We start from the raw sequence: 20,973 nt of genomic DNA, 5'->3' as shown, positions 1-20,973 counted from the left end.
CTACGAAGCAGGCCCCGGGTGTTTGCGGGTCTCTTTGTACGTGTGTATAGCCCTGAGCCGTTCGCGCTTGAGGGCTTCTCCCAATTCCGGCCCCTTGAAGCCCTGTTCCAGCAGCGGCTGAACGGCAACGGCCTGTGCCGCTTTTGCGGCGCCGCGCAGGTAATCAGCCTGCGGGTAAGGCCGCTCTTCAAGTCCAAGGCGGCCCTTGGCGTCCATCTCGCACGCGACGATAAACTCCTCAAAGCGCTGAGGCCGGCGGTATACGTCAAACCGTTGCAGCAAATCCAGTAAGGTCGAGGCCTTCAGCTCAAAGGCACGATGCCCGTGGGTGTGATATTCACCGACCAGCAATGCAAGTTCCTGGCAATCGCGGGGCGCCTTGAAACGCTCGTTCACCGCCTTGATCAGCCGCAGCCCTTTGTGTTCATGGGCAATGTGGCGAGGCCATTTATCTTCAGGTGTTAGGCCTTTGCCCACGTCATGCAGTAGGCACGCCCAGCGGACGGTCAAAGGCTGATGATGTCGCGCAGCTTGTTCAAGCACGCTGAGGGTGTGAATGCCGCTGTCGATTTCCGGGTGATGAGCCGGCGGCTGCGGTACACCGAACAATGCCTGAACTTCCGGTAACAGCACCTCAAGGGCGCCGCACTGTCTGAGCACGTCGATAAAGATGTGGGGATGATCTTCCATCAGCGCGCGGGAAATCTCCTTCCAGCAGCGTTCCGGTGTCAGCGCCTGCAGTTCGCCCGAGGCCGACAGTTGACGCATCAGTTCAAGTGTTTCGTCTGCAACCTTGAAACCCAGGCCCGCATAACGTGCTGCAAAACGTGCAACGCGCAGCACCCGTAGCGGATCTTCGGCGAATGCCGGGGAAACATGGCGCAGTATGCGCGCTTCCAGGTCCCGTTGGCCGTGGTAGGGATCGGTGATAGTGCCCGCATCATCTTCGGCCATCGCGTTAATGGTCAGATCGCGGCGGATCAAATCTTCTTCAAGGGTCACGTCAGGGCTGGCATGAAATACAAAGCCCCCATAGCCGCGTCCGCTTTTACGCTCGGTGCGGGCGAGGGCGTATTCCTCACCGGTTTTGGGGTGCAGAAAGACCGGGAAGTCGGAACCCACGGGACGAAAGCCCTTGGCCAGCATTTGTTCTGCGCTTGCGCCTACCACGACCCAGTCGATGTCAGTGACAGGCTTGCCCAGCAAGCGGTCTCGGACTGCGCCGCCGACTTTATAAATCTTCATAAAAAACCTCCGTTAGCGCGACAGGATAACCGCTGCGTCGCGCAAACGGAGGTTCACGTGCGTCACAGGTGAATGGCGCTCAAATCCAGGCGCCCATAGTCAGCGTCCCCATGTTCGCCTTTAGGCGGAACATGATGGACTTTCATCACTTGATCTCCTTGCAGCGTCTCCAGATGAATATCGAAGCCCCACAGGCGGTGCAGGTGTTTAAGGACCTCGTCGGTGGAATCGCCCAGCGGTTTACGGTCATGTTGTTGATGGCGCAGGGTGAGGGAGCGGTCGCCGCGGCGGTCAATGCTCCAGATCTGCACGTTGGGCTCGCGATTACCCAAGTTGTACTGCGCTGCCAGGGTTTCACGAATGATCCTGTAGCCGTTTTCGTCATGGATGGCGGGAACGAGTAAATCGTCTTTCTGATCGTCATCCATGATGCTGAACAACTTGAGGTCGCGCATCACCTTGGGAGACAGGTATTGCAGGATGAAACTTTCGTCCTTGAAGCTGCTCATGGCGAACTTGATGCTGGATAACCAATCGCTACCGGCCAGTTCCGGGAACCAGCGGCGGTCTTCCTCGGTGGGGTCTTCACACATGCGCCGGATATCGCGGTACATCGCAAACCCCAGTGCATACGGGTTGATACCGCTGTAATAAGGGCTGTCAAAACCCGGCTGAAACACCACGCTGGTGTGCGAGGTCAGGAACTCCATCATGAAGCCTTCCGTTACCAGCCCTTCATCGTAAAGGTCGTTCATCAGGGTGTAGTGCCAGAAAGTTGCCCAGCCTTCGTTCATGACTTGTGTCTGGCGCTGCGGGTAAAAGTACTGCGCGATTTTACGTACGATACGCACCACTTCCCGCTGCCAGGGTTCCAGCAGCGGCGCGTGTTTCTCGATGAAATACAGGATGTTTTCCTGTGGCTCGTCGGGGAAACGCGCATTGTCCTTTTCGTTGAATTTGTCAGCGTTCTTGGGAATGGTGCGCCACAGGTCATTGATCTGTTTTTGCAGGTGCTCTTCGCGCTCCTTCTGACGCCGCCGCTCTTCTTCGGCCGAAATCGGGTAAGGCCGTTTGTAGCGGTCTACGCCGTAGTTCATGAGTGCATGGCAAGAGTCCAGCAGGTCTTCCACGGCATCGATACCGTGGCGCTCTTCGCATTGCATGATGTATTGCTTGGCGAACACCAGGTAATCAATGATCGAACTGGCATCCGTCCAGGTCCGGAACAGGTAATTGCCCTTGAAGAAACTGTTGTGGCCATAGCAGGCATGGGCAACCACCAGGGCTTGCATGCAAATGGTGTTTTCTTCCATCAGGTAAGCGATGCACGGGTCTGAGTTGATGACGATTTCGTACGCCAGCCCCATTTGCCCACGGCTGTAGGATTTCTCGGTACTCAAGAAATGTTTGCCGTAGGACCAATGGTGATACCCCAACGGCATCCCGACAGAGGCATAGGCGTCCATCATTTGCTCGGCGGTAATCACCTCAATCTGGTTGGGGTAGGTGTCCAGTGCATACCGTTCTGCCAAGCGACCGATTTCCCGGTCGTAGGCCTGGATCAGTTCAAAGGTCCACTCGGAGCCAGTGGAGATAGGGTGGCGCTTATTCTCTTTGGCGGTCATGTCACTAACCTGCGCTGGAAGAGTTCACGGAAGACCGGGTAAATATCGCCGGCCGAGACCAGTTGTTGCTGAGCGAAGGTGTCGGGAAAAGCCTCGTTGATACGCTCATATTCGTACCAGAGTGCCTGATGTTCGCGCGGGGTAATTTCCACGTAAGTGTAGTACTGCACGAACGGCATGATCTGGTTGATCAGAATGTCACGGCAAATGGGTGAGTCGTCGTTCCAGTTGTCACCGTCGGAAGCCTGGGCGGCGTAAATGTTCCATTCATTCGTGGGATAGCGCTCGGCCATGATCTCCTGCATCAACTTGAGGGCGCTGGACACGATGGTGCCGCCGGTTTCCCGTGAATAGAAAAACTCCTCTTCGTCCACTTCCCGTGCGCTGGTGTGGTGGCGAATAAAGACCACCTCGATCTTGTCGTAATTTCGCTTCAGGAACAGGTACAGCAGGATAAAGAACCGCTTGGCGATGTCCTTGGTGGCTTGTGTCATGGAGCCTGAAACGTCCATCAGGCAGAACATCACCGCCTTTGAACTCGGGTTGGGGTGTTTGACCAGCAAGTTGTATTTCAGGTCGAAGGTGTCGAGGAACGGCACGCGATGAATTCGGGCGCTGAGTTTCTCGATTTCAGCTTCGATGTCTTTGATATCGCCGAAATTGTCCGGTTCTTCGCGCTTCAAGCGCTCCAGTTCAGTTTTGGCTTCTTTGAGCCGTGCGCGGCTGCTGCCGGTCAGTGCGATGCGCCGGGCATGGGCTGAACGCAACGTCCGAATGATGTTGATGCGTGAGGGATTGCCCTCGTTACTGATACCGGCACGCACGGTTTTAAAGGTGTCGGTGCCGGTCAGGTGGCGTTTGACCAGGTTCGGCAACTCGAGGTCTTCGAACATGAATTCGAGGAACTCTTCTTGGGTGATCTGGAACACGAACTCATCCATGCCCTCGCCGGAATTGCCTGCCTTGCCCGGGCCGCCCCCACCCCCGGACCCGCCTTGGGGGCGCTGAATGTGTTCGCCGCTGGTGAACTCCTTGTTGCCCGGGTGTACGACGGTCTGTTTACCGCCGCGACCGTGGTGCAACACCGGCTCATCAATGTCGCGACCGGGAATGCTGATCTGTTCGCCATGCTCCATGTCAGTGATGGAACGCCGGCCCACGGCTTCTTCGACGGCCTTTTTGATGTGGTCGCGATAGCGCCGCAGAAAACGCTGGCGGTTTACCGTGCTCTTGTTCTTGCCATTGAGGCGTCGATCGATCACATAGCTCATAAGCCCTCCGGGCCGCTTCAAGAGGTGAGCTGCACGCCGCAAGCCACTGCGAGCTCCCGGGATCGGGAGTGTTCGTCAGGCGCGAGCAGCGTGTAGCCGGGCGCTTGCCGCTGCCTCACTGCGATTTTCTGACCCGCAGGTACCACTCGGAGAGCAGTCGTACTTGTTTGTCGGTGTAGCCGCGTTCAACCATTCGGGTCACAAAGTCGTTGTGCTTCTGTTGATCCTCTTTGCTCGCCTTGGCGTTGAAGCTGATGACCGGCAACAGGTCTTCAGTGTTGGAGAACATTTTCTTCTCGATGACCACCCGCAGTTTTTCATAGCTGAGCCACGTCGGGTTCTTGCCATTGTTGTTGGCGCGGGCACGCAGAACGAAATTGACGATTTCGTTGCGGAAATCTTTCGGATTGCTGATGCCCGCAGGTTTTTCGATTTTTTCCAATTCCTCATTAAGGGCAATGCGGTTGAGGATTTCTCCGGTTTCGGGGTCGCGGTATTCCTGGTCCTGAATCCAGAAATCGGCGTACAGCACGTAGCGGTCGAAAATGTTCTGCCCGTATTCGCTGTAGGACTCCAGGTAAGCGGTCTGGATTTCCTTGCCGATGAACTCGATATACCGGGGCGCCAGGTACTCTTTCAAAAAGCGCAGATAACGCTCGCGGGTTTCGGGCTGGAACTGCTCTTGTTCGATCTGTTGTTCAAGCACGTAGAGCAAGTGCACCGGGTTCGCGGCGATTTCGTGCGGGTCGAAGTTAAAGACTTTGGACAAAATCTTGAAAGCAAAGCGGGTCGAGAGACCGTTCATGCCTTCGTCTACACCGGCGCTGTCGCGGTACTCCTGAATGGATTTGGCCTTTGGATCGGTGTCCTTGAGGTTTTCGCCGTCGTAGACCCGCATTTTGGAGTAGATGTTGGAGTTTTCCGGTTCTTTGAGGCGTGACAGTACTGTGAACTGCGCCAGCATCTTCAGGGTGTCAGGTGCGCAATGGGCCTTGGCCAGCGAGCTGTTATACAGCAGCTTGTCGTAGATTTTGACTTCGTCACTGACCCGCAGGCAGTACGGCACTTTGACGATGTAAATCCGGTCGATGAACGCTTCGTTGTTTTTGTTGTTACGGAAGGTGTGCCATTCCGATTCGTTGGAGTGCGCAAGCAAAACCCCGGTAAACGGAATCGCCCCCAGTCCTTCGGTGCTGTTGTAGTTACCTTCCTGAGTGGCCGTGAGCAATGGGTGCAGCACCTTGATCGGTGCCTTGAACATCTCGACGAACTCCATCAGACCCTGGTTGGCGCGGCACAAAGCGCCGGAATAGCTGTAGGCGTCGGCGTCGTTTTGCGGGAATTCTTCGAGCTTGCGGATATCGACCTTGCCCACCAATGCCGAAATGTCCTGGTTGTTTTCATCACCGGGTTCGGTTTTCGCCACTGCAATCTGGTTAAGGATCGACGGGTAGAGTTTGACCACCCTGAACTGGCTGATGTCGCCGCCAAATTCAGCCAGCCGCTTGGTGGCCCAGGGCGACATGATGGTGCTCAGGTAGCGCTTGGAGATCCCGAAGTCTTCCTCAAGAATCGCGCCATCTTCCGTGGCGTTGAACAGGCCCAGTGGCGATTCGAATACCGGCGAGCCTTTAATGGCGTAGAACGGGACTTTCTCGATCAATTGCTTGAGTTTTTCAGCCAGGGACGACTTACCGCCACCCACCGGGCCGAGGAGGTAAAGGATTTGCTTCTTCTCTTCCAGCCCTTGGGCTGCATGGCGGAAGTAGGAAACGATCTGTTCAATGCACTCTTCCATTCCGTGGAAGTCGGCAAAGGCCGGATACCGGCGAATCACTTTGTTGGAGAAGATTCGCGAGAGGCGAGAGTCTGTCGAGGTGTCCAGCAGTTGCGGTTCACCAATGGCCATCAACAGCCGTTCGGCGGCCGAGGCGTAAGCGCTTTTATCGTTTTTGCACAGCTCAAGGTATTCCTGGAGCGTAAGTTCTTCCTGGCGCGTGGATTCAAAGCGCTGTTGGAAGTGGCTAAAAATACTCATGACGTCACCTCGCTCGATACGTGGAGCCGGCGATTGATCGGTCAGTTCGAGTGCTGGCATGCGGCAACGTTGCTGTTGCTGTGTACCCCCCAGGACACCATCAAAGGGGCTAACCCTTTGAAGTTACTACTGATGATCCTCACGCCGGTGTACCGGCTCTCCCCAGATTCGGATGGCCTGAGCTAAAGGATAGTTGGTTCTGGGAGAGGTCAAGGCGAGATGCGCGAATTGTTGTGTGCGACCGTTGGTCAGGCAGGGCGCCAGCCCACTGAATACGTGGGCTTGGCGTGTTTTAAAAAATTATTCCTCCGGGCTTTGGGCGATTTCGCCCGGATAAGTCGCACGCCACAACTCGAAACCACCGTCGAGGCTGTACACCTCGCTGAATCCCTGACCTACCAGGTAGGCCGCCGCGCTCTGACTTGAATTGCCGTGGTAGCAAGCGACGATCAGCGGCGCATCCAGATCGGCCTTGGCAATGAAGTCGTGCAGCGAGTGGTTGTCCAAGTGTGTCGCGTTTTTGATATGCCCGGCGGCATAGGCTTGCGGGTCGCGAATGTCGACCACCACGGCGCCTTGATCGCGCAGTGCTTGGGCCTGTTCGGGAGGGATACGTTTGAAATCGGTCATGGGAAATTCCTGTGGCCTGACTACGGGCGTGGAGTCGTTACGCCCAAAGGTTGGGAAGGGGGTTGGACGCTGGCGGGGGCTTTAAGGTGCAGATCATCGCAGTCGCAGCTCAAACGCTGGCCGGTGTCGACGTTGAGCAGGGTCATGGCGCCGCCCCAGACGCAGCCGGTGTCGAGGGCGTAGATGCCGGGCTCCTTGCAGTTGCCCTCAAGTGCGGCCCAGTGACCGAAGATAATCTTGAGGTCTTGGGTTTTGCGTTCTTTATAACTGAACCACGGTGCATAGCCGGGTGGAGCGCTGCCCACGCCTTCTTTGCTTTTAAGGTCGAGTTTGCCGTCGCGGGTGCAAAACCGCATGCGGGTGAAGTAGTTGGTAATGACCCGCAGGCGTGCAATGCCCGTGAGGTCGCTGTCCCATTTGGCAGGCTCGTTGCCGTACATGCCATCAAGGAATGGGCCCAAGAGGCTGTCATCGCGCAATGCGCGCTCCACTTCGCCAGCATATTTGAGGGCTTTTTTCAGGCTCCATTGCGGGGGAATGCCTGCGTGGACCAGGGCGGTATTTCGCTCGAGGTCGTAATGCAACAGCGGTTGCTGGCGCAGCCAGTCCAGCAGTTGGTCGCAATCCGGTGCCTCAAGGATCTCGCGAAGCGTGTCCCCCTTTTTCAGGCGCTCAATGTTGTTGCCCACCGCAAGCAGGTGCAGGTCGTGGTTGCCCAGCACGCAGACCAGTGATTCACGCAGGCCATACAGAAAACGCAGCGTCTCCAGCGACTCAGGTCCCCGGTTTACGAGATCGCCTACCAGCCACAGGGTGTCTTTGGTCGGATCAAAGGCGACCCGCTCCAGCAAGCATTTGAGGGGTTGGAGGCAGCCTTGGAGGTCACCAACGGCATAGACCGCCATCAGTGCAGTGCTCCGGGGACGGCGAGGCGAAAGGGCGCAATGATGGCCTTGAATTCATGATCGTCTTGGGCGTGCATCAGGTAGCTGCCCTGCATGGTGCCGACCTGTGTGGTGATCACGGAGCCGCTGCTGTAGGTGTGTGCCTGGCCCGGCTTGATCAACGGTTGTTGCCCGACCACACCGGCACCGCGTACTTCTTCGCTGTGCCCGTCGCCATCGGTGATGATCCAGTGACGTGACAACAGTTTTGCGGGGATTGAGCCGTTGTTCTTCACCGTGATGGTGTAGGCGAAGGCGAAGCGGTCGTGCTCGGGTTGAGATTGTTCTGGCAAGTAACGGGTGACGACGCTGACGTCAACCTGATAGCGGGGTTCGGACATGCGGTAGGCCTTACTTGAAAGCAGAGACACAGCTCGGGATAAAACTGATGCCTGAGTCTAGGCCAAGTCACGGGTACTAGGCCAGATGCGGCCAGTACCCGATTTGTAAGGACGGTCAGTCGGCAGCGGGCGCTGCGACGGCTTGCTCGCTCAGTTTGTCGGCCAGACGCACAAATGCTGCCAGGTCGAGTTGCTCGGGACGCTTGCTGCCATCGACGCCAGCGGCTTCGATTTCAGCGTTGCTCAGCAAGGCTTTGAGGGTGTTGCGCAACGTTTTGCGACGCTGGTTGAAGGCCTCGCGCACGACGCGCTCCAGCAAACGATGGTCCTTGGCCGGGTGCGGCAGGGTCTCGTGTGGCACCAGACGCACAATGGCCGAGTCGACTTTGGGCGGCGGGTTGAAGGCGCCCGGCCCGACGTTGAACAGGTGTTCCACGCGGCAATGGTACTGAACCATGATCGACAGACGGCCCCAGTCGCCACCGCCCGGACCTGCGGCCATACGCTCAACCACTTCTTTTTGCAGCATGAAGTGCATGTCGCGGATCAATTCGGCGTTTTTCAACAGGTGAAAAATCAGCGGCGTGGAGATGTTGTACGGCAGGTTGCCGACCACACGCAGGGTGCGGGGTGCCGCGCCCAGTGTGTTGAAGTCGAACTTGAGGGCGTCGCCCTGATGCAGGTTGAAGTTGCTCATGCCTGCGAACTGTTGGTTCAGGATCGGGATCAGGTCTTTGTCCAGTTCGACCACGTCAAGTTGGCCGCCACTGTGGAGGATGCCTTCAGTCAATGCGCCCTGGCCCGGGCCGATCTCCAGCAGGCGATCGCCTGCCTTGGCATTGATGGCGCGCAGGATGCGGTCGATTACACCAGCATCGTGCAGGAAGTTTTGACCAAAGCGCTTGCGCGCCTTGTGTTGGTATTGCTCGTTCATAAACGGGTCTCGGCCATCTGGTAGGCGGTTTCCAGGGCGACTTGCAGGCTGCCGGTGTCGATCTTGCCGCTGCCCGCCAGATCCAGGGCGGTGCCATGGTCAACAGAGGTGCGGATGATCGGCAAGCCCAGGGTAATGTTGACGGCGGCGCCAAACCCCTTGTACTTCAGCACGGGCAGGCCTTGGTCGTGGTACATCGCCAGCACTGCGTCACAGTGCTCCAGATATTTGGGGGTAAACAGAGTGTCGGCAGGCAGCGGGCCACGCAGGTCCATGCCCTCGCTGCGCAGAAGCTCCAGGGTGGGTTCGATAATGTCGATTTCTTCATGGCCCAAATGTCCGCCTTCGCCCGCATGGGGGTTGAGCCCGCACACCAGGATTCGCGGTTGGGCAATGCCGAATTTTTGTTGCAGGTCGGCGTGCAGAATGCGCGTCACCCGCATCAAGCGCTCGGGGGTGATTGCATCCGCGACCTGACGCAGCGGCAAGTGTGTGGTGACAAGCGCCACGCGAAGGCCGCGGGTGGCGAGCATCATCACAACCTGTTCGGTGCGGGTCAGGTCGGCGAGGAATTCGGTATGACCGGAAAACGGGATGCCGGCTTCATTGATAACGCCCTTGTGAACAGGGGCGGTAATCATGCCTGCGAAGTCGCCGTCCACACAGCCTTGGGCGGCGCGGGTCAGCGTGTGCAGCACAAAGGCGGCATTGGCCTTGTCCAGTACGCCGGGCGTCACCGCAGCGCTCAGCGGGGTATCCCACACATACAAGCTGCCTGCGGGCGCCGGTTGTTCGGGCCATTGCCCCGGCACGACGGGCAGCAGGTTGACGTCCACCCCCAGCTGGGCGGCCCGCTCAGAGAGCAGGTCGCAGCTGGTGATGGCAATCAGGGGATGGGGCTGGTGTTGCGAAGCGAGCAGCAGGCACAGGTCTGGACCTATGCCTGCCGGTTCGCCGGGTGTCAGTGCAAACCGCTGGGTGTTCACTGAGCCGCCTGGCTTGCGCTCTCGTCCGAGTTCGCGCCGGGCAGTTTGATCTCTACGTAGGCTTCGTCACGGATCTGACGCAACCAGCTTTGCAGCTCTTCGTCGTACTTACGGTTGCGCAAGGCGTTCATGGCCTGTTGCTCACGCGCTTGAGAGGTGCTGTCCGTGGCGCGGCGACCGAGTACTTCCAGCACATGCCAGCCGTATTGAGTCTTGAACGGTTTGGACAATACACCTTGAGGCGTGTCGGACATGGCAGCACGGAACTCGGGAACCAGTGAGTTGGGGTTGACCCAATTCAAATCGCCGCCGTTAAGTGCCGAGCCCGGGTCTTCGGAGTAGGTTTTTGCCAGGGTGGCAAAATCTTCGCCCGCTTCGATGCGGTCGTGGATTTTGTTGATCAGGGCTTCGGTCTGCGCTTCAGTGCGGATTTCGCTTGGCTTGATCAGGATGTGACGAACATGTACTTCGTCCACTACCACAGACTGGCCGCCGCGCTTGGCATTGAGCTTAAGGATGATGAAGCCGCCCGGTGTACGAATAGGCTCGGTGATTTCGCCAACCGGCATTTTGCTGAGCAGGCTGTCAAATGGAGGTGGCAGTTGAGCTGCTTTACGCCAGCCCATGTCGCCACCTTCCAGAGCAGTGTCGCTGCCCGAACGGGCAATCGCCATCTGGCCGAAGTCGGCGCCTTTCTTCAGTTGGTTGTAGACATCAACCGCTTGCTTGTAGGCGTTCTGGATGGCTTGCGAATTCGCGCTTTCAGGCGTTGGAATCAGGATATTGGCCAACTGGAACTCTTCGGACATCTGCATCTTGCCCAGGTCCGATTTCAGGAAGTTTTGCACTTCCTGATCGGTGACCTGAATGCGCTCGGCCACACGACGCTGGCGCACACGGCTGATCGTCATTTCGCGGCGAATCTGCTCGCGGGCGTCTTCATAAGACAGACCGTCGTGTGCCAGGGCCCTGCGGAACTGATCGATGGTCATGCCATTGCGCTGGGCAATGGTGGCCACGGCATCGTTCAGCTCTTCATCGGTGATACGAATGCCCATGCGCTCGCCGAGCTGCAATTGCAGGTTCTCGACGATCAGGCGCTCCAGCACTTGCTGATCCAACACGCTGGTAGGCGGTACGCCCTGACCGCGTTTGGCGATGGTTTGCTGAACTTCATGAACACGCTGGTCCAGTTGGCTCTGCATGATCACGTCGTTGTCGACGATGGCCACGATTTGGTCGAGAGGTTCAACCGCGGCGTGAGCCGCGGTACCCAGGAACAACGCGCCCAGCACTAGCGGGCGCAAACACTCAGAAAGCTTGATCTTCACGTTCACGATAACCTTGGATGCCTTTGTCGAGGAAGCTCTCTACTTTGGTGCCAACAACGCCACCGAGACCTTTCAGCACAATTTGAAGGAAGAGACCATGGTCGCCCTTTTCGTTGGTCGGGGCTTCTTGGGTGTACTCATCGTTGTCGACCCAGTAACGGTTGATCAGACGAAGTTTCCAGCAGCAGTTGTCGTATTCGAAACCACCGAAGGCTTCGAGCGTGCGGTTACGGTTGTAGTCGTACTGCCAGCGGCTGATAACGTTCCACTGCGGTACGATCGGCCAGATAACCGAGAAGTCATGCTGCTGGATCTTGTAGTAGTCCTTGATGTAGTTCGGATCACCTTTCTTACCGAAGTCACCGCCGCCGATTTCCCACTTACCGGTGTACTGGTTGTAGCGCACCTGGTCATTGCGATAGCGATAGCCAATGTTGACGACTTTGTTCGGATTGTCTTCGGGCTGGTAGTGCATCATCGCGCTGCCAGAACGTGGGCTGCGGGTTTCCGGGTCCCAGTTGTAGTCAGCGGTTGCGCGCCAGTCGCGGTTGAAACGGTAGGCGTACTCAAGTGCATACGGCGAAACTTTGGAGGTGGAGTCGTCGCGGTTCTCCTCAATACCTGGCATTTGCACTTTGCGATCTTTGAAGTAATAGGCCTGGCCCACGCTGATGCGTTGGCGCTCGAAGCCGTTTTCTTCAATCCAGCGACTGGTCAGGCCCAGCGACAGTTTGTTCTCGTCGCCCACACGGTCACTGCCCGAGAAGCGGTTGTCCCGCCACAGGGAGCCGTAGCTGAAGGTGCTTTCGCCTGTGTCGAAGACCGGGATGTCTTGCTGATTGCGCTCAGGCACATACAGGTAGAACGCACGCGGCTCCAGGGTCTGGCGGTAGTTGGTGCCGAACCACTGGGTGTTGCGATCGAAGTACAGCCCGCTGTCGATACTGGCGATTGGCACGCTGCGGTTTTGAGAGCTGTTGAATTTCTGCCCCGCAGTCGTCATTTGGGTTTTGCCGGTACCATCCAGATCAAGATCGTACTGGGTGTACATGTACTTGAGCTTTGGCGTGACATAGCCATAGCTCGCCGTCATCGGCAAGCTCATGCTCGGCGCAAGATTCAGACGCGTACCGTTTGCTCTAGCCAAACCGGTGACGTTGGTGTCGAGTCTTTTAGCTGGAGTACCGTCTTCGTTGATGAAGTCACCGTTTTCAAGGTCACGATCAAACCGTACCAGTTCGGTGTTGTAGTTAAAGTTCACACCACCCGGATGATACGGCAGCGCACCATTGAAGGTGATTTGCGGCAGTTTGTTGTAAGGGGTGATTTGGGTCACGGTGGCCATTTGATAGGCCTGCGCATTCAACTTCGCGTTAAACGTGTCGCCACGGTACGTCACCGAACCCTGCTGGTTCACGTAGTCCTGACTTTCAATACCGATCTGTTCGGTTTCAAGATCCTGGAAGTAATACGGATCGCTGATCTTGGTGTAGTCGACCTCGGTCAGGACGCGCGAGTCCAGGCCACCCTTGTGCTGCCAGTTGAGCATGTAGCGGGTGTCTTTGTAGTCAGTCTGGTCTTTGCGCTTGTCGTCCTTGTCGTTCAGGTAAGCCGCACCGAACTGGCCTTCGCTGGACTCGGTGAGGTAGCGGAATTCGCCTTCCATCAACAAGCCGCGTTTGGTCATGTAGCGCGGGTACAACGTGGCGTCGTAGTTGGGCGCCAGGTTGAAGTAGTACGGGGTCACGAGCATAAAGCCGGTGTCGGTGCTGCTGCTGAACGACGGCGGCAGGAAACCGGACTGACGGCGATCGTCGATCGGGAAGTAGATGTACGGGGTGTAGAAGACCGGAATGTCTTTGACCCGTAACGTCACGTTGGTCGCCGTACCGAAACCGGTGGCCGGGTTCAACGTGATGTTGTTGCCCTTGAGTTGCCAGGCGTTGCTGTTCGGTTCGCACGTGGTGTACGTACCATCCTTGAGGCGGATGATCGCGTTATCGCCGCGCTTGGCGTACAGCGCACTGCCGCGAATGCGCGACTTGTGCAGGATGTATTCAGCGTTGTCGACCTTGGCCGCGCCGGTGTCGAGCTGCACATCGGCGTGGTCGCCGACGATCAGTGCACCGTTGTCGCGCAGGCGGACTTTGCCATTGAGCTCGCCGCGGTTTTCAGCCTGATACAGGCTGGCTTCGTCGGCCTCGATCTGCATGCTGCCCTGACGCATGACAACGTCACCGGCCAGCGTTGCGATCTGTTCTTCCTGCTGGTAGCGGGAAGCCTTGGCGCCGATAAAGGTCGGCGCATCGCTTTTGCTGGTCGGGTCGTTCATGCCCGGACGGATCGGCTCGACATACGCGCCTGCGCAATACGGGCCGGTCTCGGCCAGTTGTGCGGGGGTCAGCTTGTCTCGCGGAACCCAGTCGAGGTGACTGTAGTCGGCACTGCGCGCTTTGAGACCACGGCCCTTGGCTTCTGTCACCAAAGGGGTCTGGGCGACCTCCTCGACGGGTTCGCCATTGGCGCCCACCGAGTTGGCGTTGTGAACCGGGCGCGGCGGCAATTGGGCCGTGGTCGCTTTCGGTGCGCAGTCCCAGCCGCCCGAAGCCGACACGGAACAGTCATACTGCTCCTCGGCAACAGCGAAAGGCGTGGCTAGAGGTTGCATGGCCAGCAAACTGCCGGTTACCAGCAACGGAAATTTTTTACGAAACGCGGGGGATTTCAATGCCATCTTATTAGTCCGGGCTTCCTGCGTGCCATCAGCCCGCGGTGGGGGCCGCACGCCTCTCGATGGTCTGGAAAAGATGCTGGATAATAAAGCATGACCCGCTTGACGGCTAGGGCCGTCGGAGACCCACGTAATGCCTGACCAAGATGTACGCTTGCAACACCTTAAAATTTGGCTCGATGAGCAATTGTCAGCCCTGTATTTAAACAACGGGTGGGGCGCCGTGCCCCCGGCCACGTTGACTGCGGCCAGCAGTGACGCAAGTTTTCGGCGGTATTTTCGCTGGGAAGGAGAGGGGCGCAGTTTTATCGTGATGGACGCGCCGCCGCCCCAGGAAAACTGCAAACTCTTCGTCGATATCGCCCAATTGCTGCGTATCAGCGAGATAAATGTGCCGGAAATTTTTGCTCAGGACCTCGATCGAGGGTTTCTTTTGCTCAATGACCTGGGCAATAAAACCTTTCTTGACGTTATTAATGACGATAACGCCGATGAACTGTTCGACGATGCCATCGAAGCCTTGCTGGCTTTTCAGCAATTGCCCATGACCGCCCCGTTGCCCAGCTATGACGTGGCGTTGCTGCGCCGCGAACTGGAATTGTTCCCTGAGTGGTATGTCCGCCGTCACCTGGGGATCGAACTGGACGCGCAACATCAGGCGCAGTGGCAACGGGTCAGCGATGTGCTGATCGACAGCGCGCTGGCGCAGCCCAAAGTGCTGGTGCACCGCGACTTTATGCCGCGCAACCTGATGCTGAGCATCCCCAACCCCGGCGTGCTGGATTTCCAGGATGCGGTGTACGGGCCGGTGACCTATGACATCACGTGCCTGTTCAAGGATGCCTTCCTCAGTTGGCCCGAAGAGCGGGTGCTGCAATGGCTGGCCGAGTACTGGGAAAATGCGCGTCATCTGGCGATCCCGGTGCAGCCCGTGCTGCAGGACTTCCTGCGCGCCAGTGACCTGATGGGTGTGCAGCGGCATTTGAAAGTGATCGGCATTTTTGCCCGGATTTGCCATCGCGACGGCAAACCACGTTATCTGGCCGATGTGCCGCGCTTCTTCTCTTATATAGAAGCCGTGTTGGCCCGCCGCCCGGAACTGTCAGAGCTGGGTGAGCTATTTGTCAGTCTGCGTGAACCGGTCGAGGCTCAGGCATGAAGGCGATGATTCTGGCCGCCGGCAAAGGTGAACGCCTGCGGCCTTTGACCCTGCATACGCCCAAGCCCTTGATCCGCGCGGGCGGCGTGCCTTTGATCGAGTACCACCTGCGGGCGCTCGCGGCCGCAGGATTTACCGAGATCGTGATCAATCACGCCTGGCTCGGTCAGCAAATTGAAGATTACCTGGGCGACGGGTCGCGCTTCGGGTTGAGCATTCAGTACTCCGCCGAGGGCGAGCCACTGGAAACCGGCGGGGGGATTTTTAAAGCATTGCCCTTGTTGGGCGATAACCCGTTCGTGGTGGTGAACGGTGATATCTGGACCGACTACGATTTTGCTGCTTTGCGCAAACCTTGCGCCGGTCTGGCGCATCTGGTGCTGGTCGATAACCCGCCTCATCACCCCACGGGTGATTTTTGCCTGATGGGATCGCAGGTTCAGGATGCGCAACCTGATGGCCCCGCGCTGACTTACAGCGGCATTGCCGTGTTGAGCCCGGCGCTGTTCCTCGGGTGTGAGCCCGGCGCGTTCAAGCTGGCGCCGTTATTACGTACAGCCATGGCCGCAGGCCATGTCACAGGAGAGCATTTGCAAGGGCATTGGGTGGATGTAGGCACACACGAGCGTTTGGCTGAGGCCGAAGGCCTGATCAAGGGCGCTCAGTAAGATGCTGTGGCCAGGGACGCTGATCGGAGCCGGAGGCGGGTTTTTGATTGCCAGCATTCCGGGGGCCATGTTGGGTGCGTTGTTGGGGCAGGCGCTGGATCGGCGCCTGAACCTGCAAAGCTGGGCCCATCTGCGCGAACGCCTGGGCGGTCGCGCTGCGCTGCGCAATGACGAACTGTTGTTTGTGTTGCTCGGCCGTCTGGCCAAAAGCGGCGGGCGCGTGGTGGATAAGCACATCGAGCAGGCACGCCAAGAGATGCGCCTGCTCGACATGAGCGCGCCCGCGCAGCAGCGGGCGATTGCTGCGTTTAATCGGGGCAAGTCTGGCAACGACTCGTTGCGCGGTTATTTGCGGCGGCTCAAGGCCCAGCCCCATGCGGCCGAAGGCGTGTTGCGCGCTTGCTGGCGGATGATCGTGGCGGACGGACGTGTAGATGCTCAAGAGCGAGCCTTGATAGGGCTGTGGGGCAAATGGCTGGGCTGGACCCCGCAACAGATTCAGGCGCTGGGGGCCGATTACGAGCCGCACAAAAAGCCGCTGGCCACGCGTGGTGGCACCTATCAGGAGTCACTCACGCTACTCGGTGTCACCCATCAGAGCGACCCGGCCTACATCAAACGGGCTTACCGACGTTTGCTCAGTCGTCATCATCCCGACAAGGTGGCCGGTTCAGGCGCCGGTCCGGCTCAGGTGCTCGACGCCACGGAGAAAACCCGCGAGCTGCATCACGCTTACGCGTTAATCCGGCAGCGTCGCGGTTTTTGACCGTTACTTATCCACAGGCTGCGGGCTGAGCCAACCGCGAATACGGCGATACAACTGTTCTTGACTGGCATCGCGGTTGCCCGGCATCGCGGACAACCCGACCTGAGTGAAATTCCCGCCATTGACCCGCTTGCTGGCTTGCAGCCGTTCCAGGGCGGCTTTGCGCGGTAGCGCATTGTCTTTGTAAAACACGTCCAGCAGCGCCACCTTCAGGTTGGGTGTCATCTGGCTCAAGTCCGCCTGTGCCTGAGCCGGTGTCTGCGCGGCGACCATGATCAGTTTGCCCACTTGCGCCGGTTGTTTCTCGGCGATATAGCGTGCTGCCCAGTACGCGCCTGTGCCGTTCCCCAGCAGCACAATGCTGCGCACATTCTGTTGCTGCGCGAAGGCAATGCCCGCCTCGATACGGGCGAAAACCCGCTCGGCATCCGCCTTGTTCATGTCTTCCTGCGACGCCACTGGTGTCAGGTCCGGTGCCGGGTTTTCGGTGCCGACACTGGCGGCTTGTTCGATAGGTTTGGCTGTGGTGCTGGCGTCTTTACTGCTACTGTCTGGCGCTTGCGGTGTAGGCAATTTCTCTGGCTCGACGGTGCGTGCCTGACTGGCTTCGCTTTGCATGTCCGGCAAACTGAGGCTCAGGCTTGCCCAGCGGGCGTCGGGCAGCTTGCTGCGCAGCGGGCCGACAACGATGGGCCAGTCGGCGGTTTCGCCAGCGCCGGGGACGATAATCACCGCCCCGCTGGGGTCGCTGTTATTGGCGGGCTTCCAGAGGGCGAGAAAGCTGACTTCCCCGGCCTGTAGCTGTTGCTGCTCATGGGGCGGGAGTTGTCGCTCCAGCGCGGCCGCGTCTTCCTGGCTGCGCTCGGGCAGCGGCTCGCGCACCACGGGCTGGGGTTGGGCGGGTTCTGCGGCGGGCGCCGGGTCGTCCGCCTGAACAGGTAACGCCAGGGGCAATAACAACGACAGGCACAGGGCTGGCAGTGCCAGACGGTAAGAAGACATCGTTTTTTCCAGGCCAGAAGTAATCCCGGCAGCCTAAAGGGTTGATCCGTATTTGTCAGGGTGTGAGCGTTCAGATGACACGTTTTTGCTATCTGTTAGTTATCGGCTGGTTCTGGCTGCCCTTGATGAGCCATGCAGCGCCTGTGCCGTCGGCGCAATTGAGTGCCGGGCAACAGCAGTGGCTGTCGCAACATCGGGAATTGCGCGTGGGGCTGGTGTTGCAAGCCCCTTACGCGCGCTTCGACCAGCGCTTGCAGCAGTTGTCCGGGGCCAATGTGGAGCTGATGAAATGGCTGGCGCAGGCACTTAACGTTGAGTTGCGGTGGCGCAATTACCCGGACCTGACGCAACTGGAAAAAGCCGCCCAAGCCGGGGAAATCGACCTGGTGCCGGGCCTTTTGCAAACCCCCGCAGGGTTGAGGTTGTGGCAATTTTCCGACCCTTACATGCGCGTCCCGCAGTTGATTGTGGGCGTGCGCGACGGCAGTGGCTCCGTCGATCTGGAGCGGCTCGACAGCCAGACCCGCGTGGCTGTGCGCATGCCTGGCAGCACGGCAGAGTTCTTGCGCACCAGCTATCCGGGCCTGAATGTGCAGGGCGTGCCGTTGGAGCGTCAGGCCCTGCAATTGTTGCTGAGCCAGCAAGCCACTTACGCCGTGATTGATGAAGCGCAGCTCAGTCGCTTGTCCATTGAACCGGAGTTCTCCGGGTTGACCGTGGTGGGTGATATTGGTTTGCCGCTGTTGCTGCGCGTGGCGACCCGGCGTGACTGGCCGGAGTTGGCCAGCATCGTCGAGCGCGGTTTGCACGCCATCCCGGCGCGGGACATGGAGCAATTGCACGCGCGCTGGTTGCAGCCCAAGTATCCCCACGCCGGGCCGTCCCCCGGTTTTTGGCAGAATGTCAGCCTGTTGATCGGTGCCTTGCTGTTGGCGAGCATGGCGATTGTGTTCTGGCAGCGGCGTCAGCAAACCTCGCTGGAGCGTGCCCTGCTCCGCGCGCGCGAAGACATTGCCCAGCGCGCCGCCAGTGCCGAAGCCTTGCGCCTGACTCAGTTTTCAATTGATCGCAGCCCGGTTGGTATTTTGTGGGTCAATTGGGACAGCCACGTGCGCTACGCCAACCTGGCCGCCGAGCACATGCTCGGGTGCGCGCCGGGTGCAGTGCTGGAGCGGCCATTGAGTGAATTCGAACCGGGGCTGAGCATGGACCGCTGGCTGGGGTTGTGGAAGCGTGCGCGGGCCGGTGAAGAGGGCGCGCAACGGTTTGAAACGCAGTGCGTGCGGGCGGATGGCAGCACCTTTCCGGCCGACGTCACGCTCAGTTTTTTGCGCTTTCAGGCGGCGGAATACCTGGTGGTGTACCTCAATGACATCACCGAGCGCCGCCGCGTGCAGGCCGCGCTGCAAGAAAGTGATGCACGCCTGCAAGGCATTGCGGCCAACGTCCCCGGGCTGGTGTTTCGTCTGGAACGTTCGTTGCTCACGGGCGAGTTGGACTTCCCCTACATCAGCGAAGGCAGTGAAAGCCTGGCCGGGTTCTCGCCCGCGACGTTGCGTAAACGTGAAGTCGGTCTGCGCAGCCTTGTGCACCCGGACGACAAAGCGGATTACCACCGCGTGCAGGATCAGGCGCTCGACAGTGACAGCGATTGGTCTTGGCAGGGCCGGATTGTCACGCGTGAAGGCGAGCAGCGCTGGGCCGAGATCAAGGCCATCACCCGCCGCCTGCAAGATGGCACCGTGGTCTGGGACGGCATCGTGTGGGACATCAGCGAAAGCAAGCGAATCGAGCTGGAGCTGGACAGCTCTCGCGGCCAGCTGCGCGAACTGTCCGCGCACCTTGAAAGCGTGCGCGAAGAAGAAAAGGCGCGCATTGCCCGAGAAGTGCACGATGAGCTGGGGCAGATGTTGACCGTGCTCAAACTTGAAACGTCCATGTGCGAGTTGGCCTACGCGGATCTGGACCCCGGTCTGCGTGAGCGCCTCAACAGCATGAAAAAACTCATCGCGCAGTTGTTCCAGTTGGTGCGCGATGTGGCCACAGCACTGCGGCCGCCCATTCTGGATGCGGGCATCAGTTCGGCCATCGAATGGCAGGCGCAGCGCTTCGAAGCGCGTACGCACATTCCGTGTCTGGTGCAGGTTCCTGAGCATCTGCCACCGCTGAGTGCAGCCAAGGAAGTCGGGCTGTTCCGAATTTTGCAGGAGGCGCTGACCAACGTGATGCGTCATGCTCAGGCGCAAACCGTAGAGTTAACCCTGAGTGTTGAAGAGCATGCGCTGTGCCTGAGCATCAGCGATGATGGCCAGGGGTTTATTCCCGCCACCGGCAGGCCGACATCCTTCGGACTGGTGGGCATGCGTGAGCGGGTATTGATGATGGGCGGGACGCTGTCGGTGCACAGTGTGCCGGGCGAAGGCACGATCCTGAGTGTGCGGGTGCCGTTGTGACTTTGAGGAGGCGTTGTCTGTGATCCGTGTACTGGTAGCTGAAGACCACACCATTGTGCGGGAGGGGATCAAGCAATTGATCGGCCTGGCCAAAGACCTGCGGGTGGTGGGGGAGGCGAGCAACGGCGAGCAATTGCTGGAAACCCTGCGCCATGTGCCGTGCGAGGTGGTGCTGCTGGACATCTCCATGCCCGGCGTTAACGGGCTGGAAGCGATCCCGCGTATCCGCGCCTTGAATAACCCGCCGGCGATCCTGGTGCTGTCGATGCACGACGAGGCGCAGATGGCGGCGCGGGCGTTGAAGTTCGGCGCGGCCGGATACGCGACCAAGGACAGCGACCCGGCACTCTTGCTCATGGCCATTCGTAAAGTGGCGGCAGGCGGGCGCTACATCGACCCCGAGCTGGCGGACCGCATGGTCTTTGAAGTTGGCCTGACTGACGCGCGTCCGCTGCATGCGCTGCTGTCAGAACGGGAATTCTCGGTGTTTGAACGGCTGGCGCAAGGGGTGAACGTGAATGACATCGCTCAGCAGTTGGCCCTGAGCAGCAAAACCATCAGCACCCATAAAGCGCGGCTGATGCAAAAACTTCACGTCACCTCGTTGGCCGAACTGGTGAAATACGCCATGGAACATAAGCTGGTGTAAGGGCTGACGCGCCGCGAGCATTAGAGCCGCGGCGACAGGGCATGCCTGTTTGCGACGCTTTTTGAGTGGTGCTTCAGCCGCGCGCTGTGTGTTGCGATACCCAGTGTTCTATTCGCGACATCCCTGTAGGGCGTGCCCTACCCACAATCTTCCAGCCTGCTGATGTGAATCTCTCCTGCGCCCTGATTTCTGGGGGCTGA

18 protein-coding genes are annotated in these 20,973 nt (G+C 58.8%); 6 read left to right on the top strand and 12 right to left on the bottom strand.

The genetic code is table 11. From position 1 onward, the window contains the following. The 4 genes from TU74_RS19035 to TU74_RS19020 all read right to left on the bottom strand — a co-directional run bounded on the left by TU74_RS19035 (position 1) and on the right by TU74_RS19020 (position 6,179). A complete protein-coding gene (locus TU74_RS19035) occupies positions 1-1,245 on the bottom strand; it encodes a multifunctional CCA addition/repair protein (protein ID WP_047295855.1) in 1,245 nt (414 codons plus the stop codon). Between the two features lie 62 nt (positions 1,246-1,307). Then, complete coding sequence (locus TU74_RS19030; RefSeq protein WP_047278022.1) at positions 1,308-2,870, bottom strand: SpoVR family protein; 1,563 nt, start codon at positions 2,868-2,870, stop codon at positions 1,308-1,310. Then, positions 2,867-4,141, bottom strand: coding sequence for a YeaH/YhbH family protein (locus TU74_RS19025; protein ID WP_047278020.1), 1,275 nt, complete (start codon positions 4,139-4,141; stop codon positions 2,867-2,869). Before TU74_RS19025 ends, TU74_RS19030 begins: the two co-directional genes overlap by 4 nt. Before the next feature lie 115 nt (positions 4,142-4,256). After that, positions 4,257-6,179 carry a PrkA family serine protein kinase gene (locus tag TU74_RS19020; RefSeq protein WP_047278017.1) on the bottom strand — a complete coding sequence of 641 codons (1,923 nt, stop codon included), beginning with the start codon at positions 6,177-6,179 and terminating at the stop codon, positions 4,257-4,259. Between TU74_RS19020 and TU74_RS24255 the strand changes: the two genes are divergently transcribed. Next, positions 6,162-6,365, top strand: coding sequence for a hypothetical protein (locus tag TU74_RS24255; RefSeq protein ID WP_139048417.1), 204 nt, complete (start codon positions 6,162-6,164; stop codon positions 6,363-6,365). The genes TU74_RS19020 and TU74_RS24255 overlap by 18 nt on opposite strands. Before the next feature lie 114 nt (positions 6,366-6,479). Here the strand turns inward: TU74_RS24255 and glpE are convergent, their stop codons facing one another. The 7 genes from glpE to TU74_RS18985 form a co-directional block, all read right to left on the bottom strand. After that, positions 6,480-6,809: a thiosulfate sulfurtransferase GlpE gene (gene glpE / locus TU74_RS19015; protein WP_048377353.1), complete on the bottom strand. Its 330-nt coding sequence runs from the start codon at positions 6,807-6,809 to the stop codon at positions 6,480-6,482. Positions 6,810-6,829: 20 nt separating this feature from the next. Beyond that, a complete protein-coding gene (locus TU74_RS19010; RefSeq protein WP_048377352.1) occupies positions 6,830-7,714 on the bottom strand; it encodes a symmetrical bis(5'-nucleosyl)-tetraphosphatase in 885 nt (294 codons plus the stop codon). Beyond that, positions 7,714-8,094 (bottom strand): Co2+/Mg2+ efflux protein ApaG, encoded by a 381-nt coding sequence (apaG, locus tag TU74_RS19005; protein ID WP_047278010.1) that lies wholly within the window; start codon positions 8,092-8,094, stop codon positions 7,714-7,716. The genes TU74_RS19010 and apaG overlap by 1 nt, the downstream gene beginning before the upstream one ends. A 115-nt stretch (positions 8,095-8,209) precedes the next feature. Further along, positions 8,210-9,028, bottom strand: a complete 819-nt coding sequence (gene rsmA / locus TU74_RS19000) for a 16S rRNA (adenine(1518)-N(6)/adenine(1519)-N(6))-dimethyltransferase RsmA (RefSeq protein WP_047279308.1) — start codon at positions 9,026-9,028, stop codon at positions 8,210-8,212. Then, complete coding sequence (gene pdxA / locus TU74_RS18995; protein WP_047278005.1) at positions 9,025-10,014, bottom strand: 4-hydroxythreonine-4-phosphate dehydrogenase PdxA; 990 nt, start codon at positions 10,012-10,014, stop codon at positions 9,025-9,027. The genes rsmA and pdxA overlap by 4 nt, the downstream gene beginning before the upstream one ends. After that, the gene (gene surA / locus TU74_RS18990) at positions 10,011-11,351 is read right to left on the bottom strand and encodes a peptidylprolyl isomerase SurA (RefSeq protein WP_169840099.1); all 1,341 of its coding nucleotides are present in this window, start codon (positions 11,349-11,351) and stop codon (positions 10,011-10,013) included. Before surA ends, pdxA begins: the two co-directional genes overlap by 4 nt. Continuing rightward, the gene (locus tag TU74_RS18985; RefSeq protein WP_048377351.1) at positions 11,326-14,079 is read right to left on the bottom strand and encodes an LPS-assembly protein LptD; all 2,754 of its coding nucleotides are present in this window, start codon (positions 14,077-14,079) and stop codon (positions 11,326-11,328) included. Before TU74_RS18985 ends, surA begins: the two co-directional genes overlap by 26 nt. 130 nt (positions 14,080-14,209) lie before the next feature. Here TU74_RS18985 and TU74_RS18980 point away from each other — a divergent pair, with 130 nt between their 5' ends. Genes TU74_RS18980 through TU74_RS18970 form a run of 3 tightly spaced genes read left to right on the top strand, consistent with a single transcriptional unit; the run spans position 14,210 to position 16,669 of the window. Next, positions 14,210-15,235 (top strand): aminoglycoside phosphotransferase family protein, encoded by a 1,026-nt coding sequence (locus TU74_RS18980; RefSeq protein ID WP_048377350.1) that lies wholly within the window; start codon positions 14,210-14,212, stop codon positions 15,233-15,235. Further along, positions 15,232-15,903, top strand: coding sequence for an N-acetylmuramate alpha-1-phosphate uridylyltransferase MurU (gene murU, locus TU74_RS18975; RefSeq protein ID WP_048377349.1), 672 nt, complete (start codon positions 15,232-15,234; stop codon positions 15,901-15,903). Before TU74_RS18980 ends, murU begins: the two co-directional genes overlap by 4 nt. 1 nt (position 15,904) lies before the next feature. Then, a complete protein-coding gene (locus tag TU74_RS18970; protein ID WP_047295842.1) occupies positions 15,905-16,669 on the top strand; it encodes a TerB family tellurite resistance protein in 765 nt (254 codons plus the stop codon). Positions 16,670-16,672: 3 nt separating this feature from the next. Here TU74_RS18970 and TU74_RS18965 read toward each other — a convergent pair whose 3' ends face one another. Next, positions 16,673-17,671 carry an alpha/beta hydrolase family protein gene (locus TU74_RS18965; protein ID WP_048377348.1) on the bottom strand — a complete coding sequence of 333 codons (999 nt, stop codon included), beginning with the start codon at positions 17,669-17,671 and terminating at the stop codon, positions 16,673-16,675. A 74-nt stretch (positions 17,672-17,745) separates the two neighbouring features. On the opposite strand from TU74_RS18965, the gene TU74_RS18960 reads away from it, so the two are divergent. Both TU74_RS18960 and TU74_RS18955 read left to right on the top strand, forming a co-directional pair. Further along, the gene (locus tag TU74_RS18960; protein ID WP_048377347.1) at positions 17,746-20,124 is read left to right on the top strand and encodes a PAS domain-containing sensor histidine kinase; all 2,379 of its coding nucleotides are present in this window, start codon (positions 17,746-17,748) and stop codon (positions 20,122-20,124) included. 19 nt (positions 20,125-20,143) lie between these two features. Continuing rightward, positions 20,144-20,773: a response regulator gene (locus TU74_RS18955; protein ID WP_047277991.1), complete on the top strand. Its 630-nt coding sequence runs from the start codon at positions 20,144-20,146 to the stop codon at positions 20,771-20,773. The last annotated feature ends 200 nt before the right edge of the window (positions 20,774-20,973 follow it).

The sequence above is a fragment of the Pseudomonas lundensis genome (assembly GCF_001042985.1).
Classification (GTDB): domain Bacteria; phylum Pseudomonadota; class Gammaproteobacteria; order Pseudomonadales; family Pseudomonadaceae; genus Aquipseudomonas; species Aquipseudomonas lundensis.
The sequence above is the reverse complement of the archived record's forward strand: the minus strand, read 5'-3'. Positions and strand labels throughout refer to the sequence as shown.

Bases quoted from the DNA above. Each gene is read 5' to 3' on its own strand.
- TU74_RS19035 (WP_047295855.1), bottom strand. From the start codon at position 1,245: ATGAAGATTTATAAAGTCGGCGGCGCAGTCCGAGACCGCTTGCTGGGC.
- TU74_RS19030 (WP_047278022.1), bottom strand. From the start codon at position 2,870: ATGACCGCCAAAGAGAATAAGCGCCACCCTATCTCCACTGGCTCCGAG.
- TU74_RS19025 (WP_047278020.1), bottom strand. From the start codon at position 4,141: ATGAGCTATGTGATCGATCGACGCCTCAATGGCAAGAACAAGAGCACG.
- TU74_RS19020 (WP_047278017.1), bottom strand. From the start codon at position 6,179: ATGAGTATTTTTAGCCACTTCCAACAGCGCTTTGAATCCACGCGCCAG.
- glpE (WP_048377353.1), bottom strand. From the start codon at position 6,809: ATGACCGATTTCAAACGTATCCCTCCCGAACAGGCCCAAGCACTGCGC.
- TU74_RS19010 (WP_048377352.1), bottom strand. From the start codon at position 7,714: ATGGCGGTCTATGCCGTTGGTGACCTCCAAGGCTGCCTCCAACCCCTC.
- apaG (WP_047278010.1), bottom strand. From the start codon at position 8,094: ATGTCCGAACCCCGCTATCAGGTTGACGTCAGCGTCGTCACCCGTTAC.
- rsmA (WP_047279308.1), bottom strand. From the start codon at position 9,028: ATGAACGAGCAATACCAACACAAGGCGCGCAAGCGCTTTGGTCAAAAC.
- TU74_RS18985 (WP_048377351.1), bottom strand. From the start codon at position 14,079: ATGGCATTGAAATCCCCCGCGTTTCGTAAAAAATTTCCGTTGCTGGTA.
- TU74_RS18980 (WP_048377350.1), top strand. From the start codon at position 14,210: ATGCCTGACCAAGATGTACGCTTGCAACACCTTAAAATTTGGCTCGAT.
- murU (WP_048377349.1), top strand. From the start codon at position 15,232: ATGAAGGCGATGATTCTGGCCGCCGGCAAAGGTGAACGCCTGCGGCCT.
- TU74_RS18970 (WP_047295842.1), top strand. From the start codon at position 15,905: ATGCTGTGGCCAGGGACGCTGATCGGAGCCGGAGGCGGGTTTTTGATT.
- TU74_RS18965 (WP_048377348.1), bottom strand. From the start codon at position 17,671: ATGTCTTCTTACCGTCTGGCACTGCCAGCCCTGTGCCTGTCGTTGTTA.
- TU74_RS18960 (WP_048377347.1), top strand. From the start codon at position 17,746: ATGACACGTTTTTGCTATCTGTTAGTTATCGGCTGGTTCTGGCTGCCC.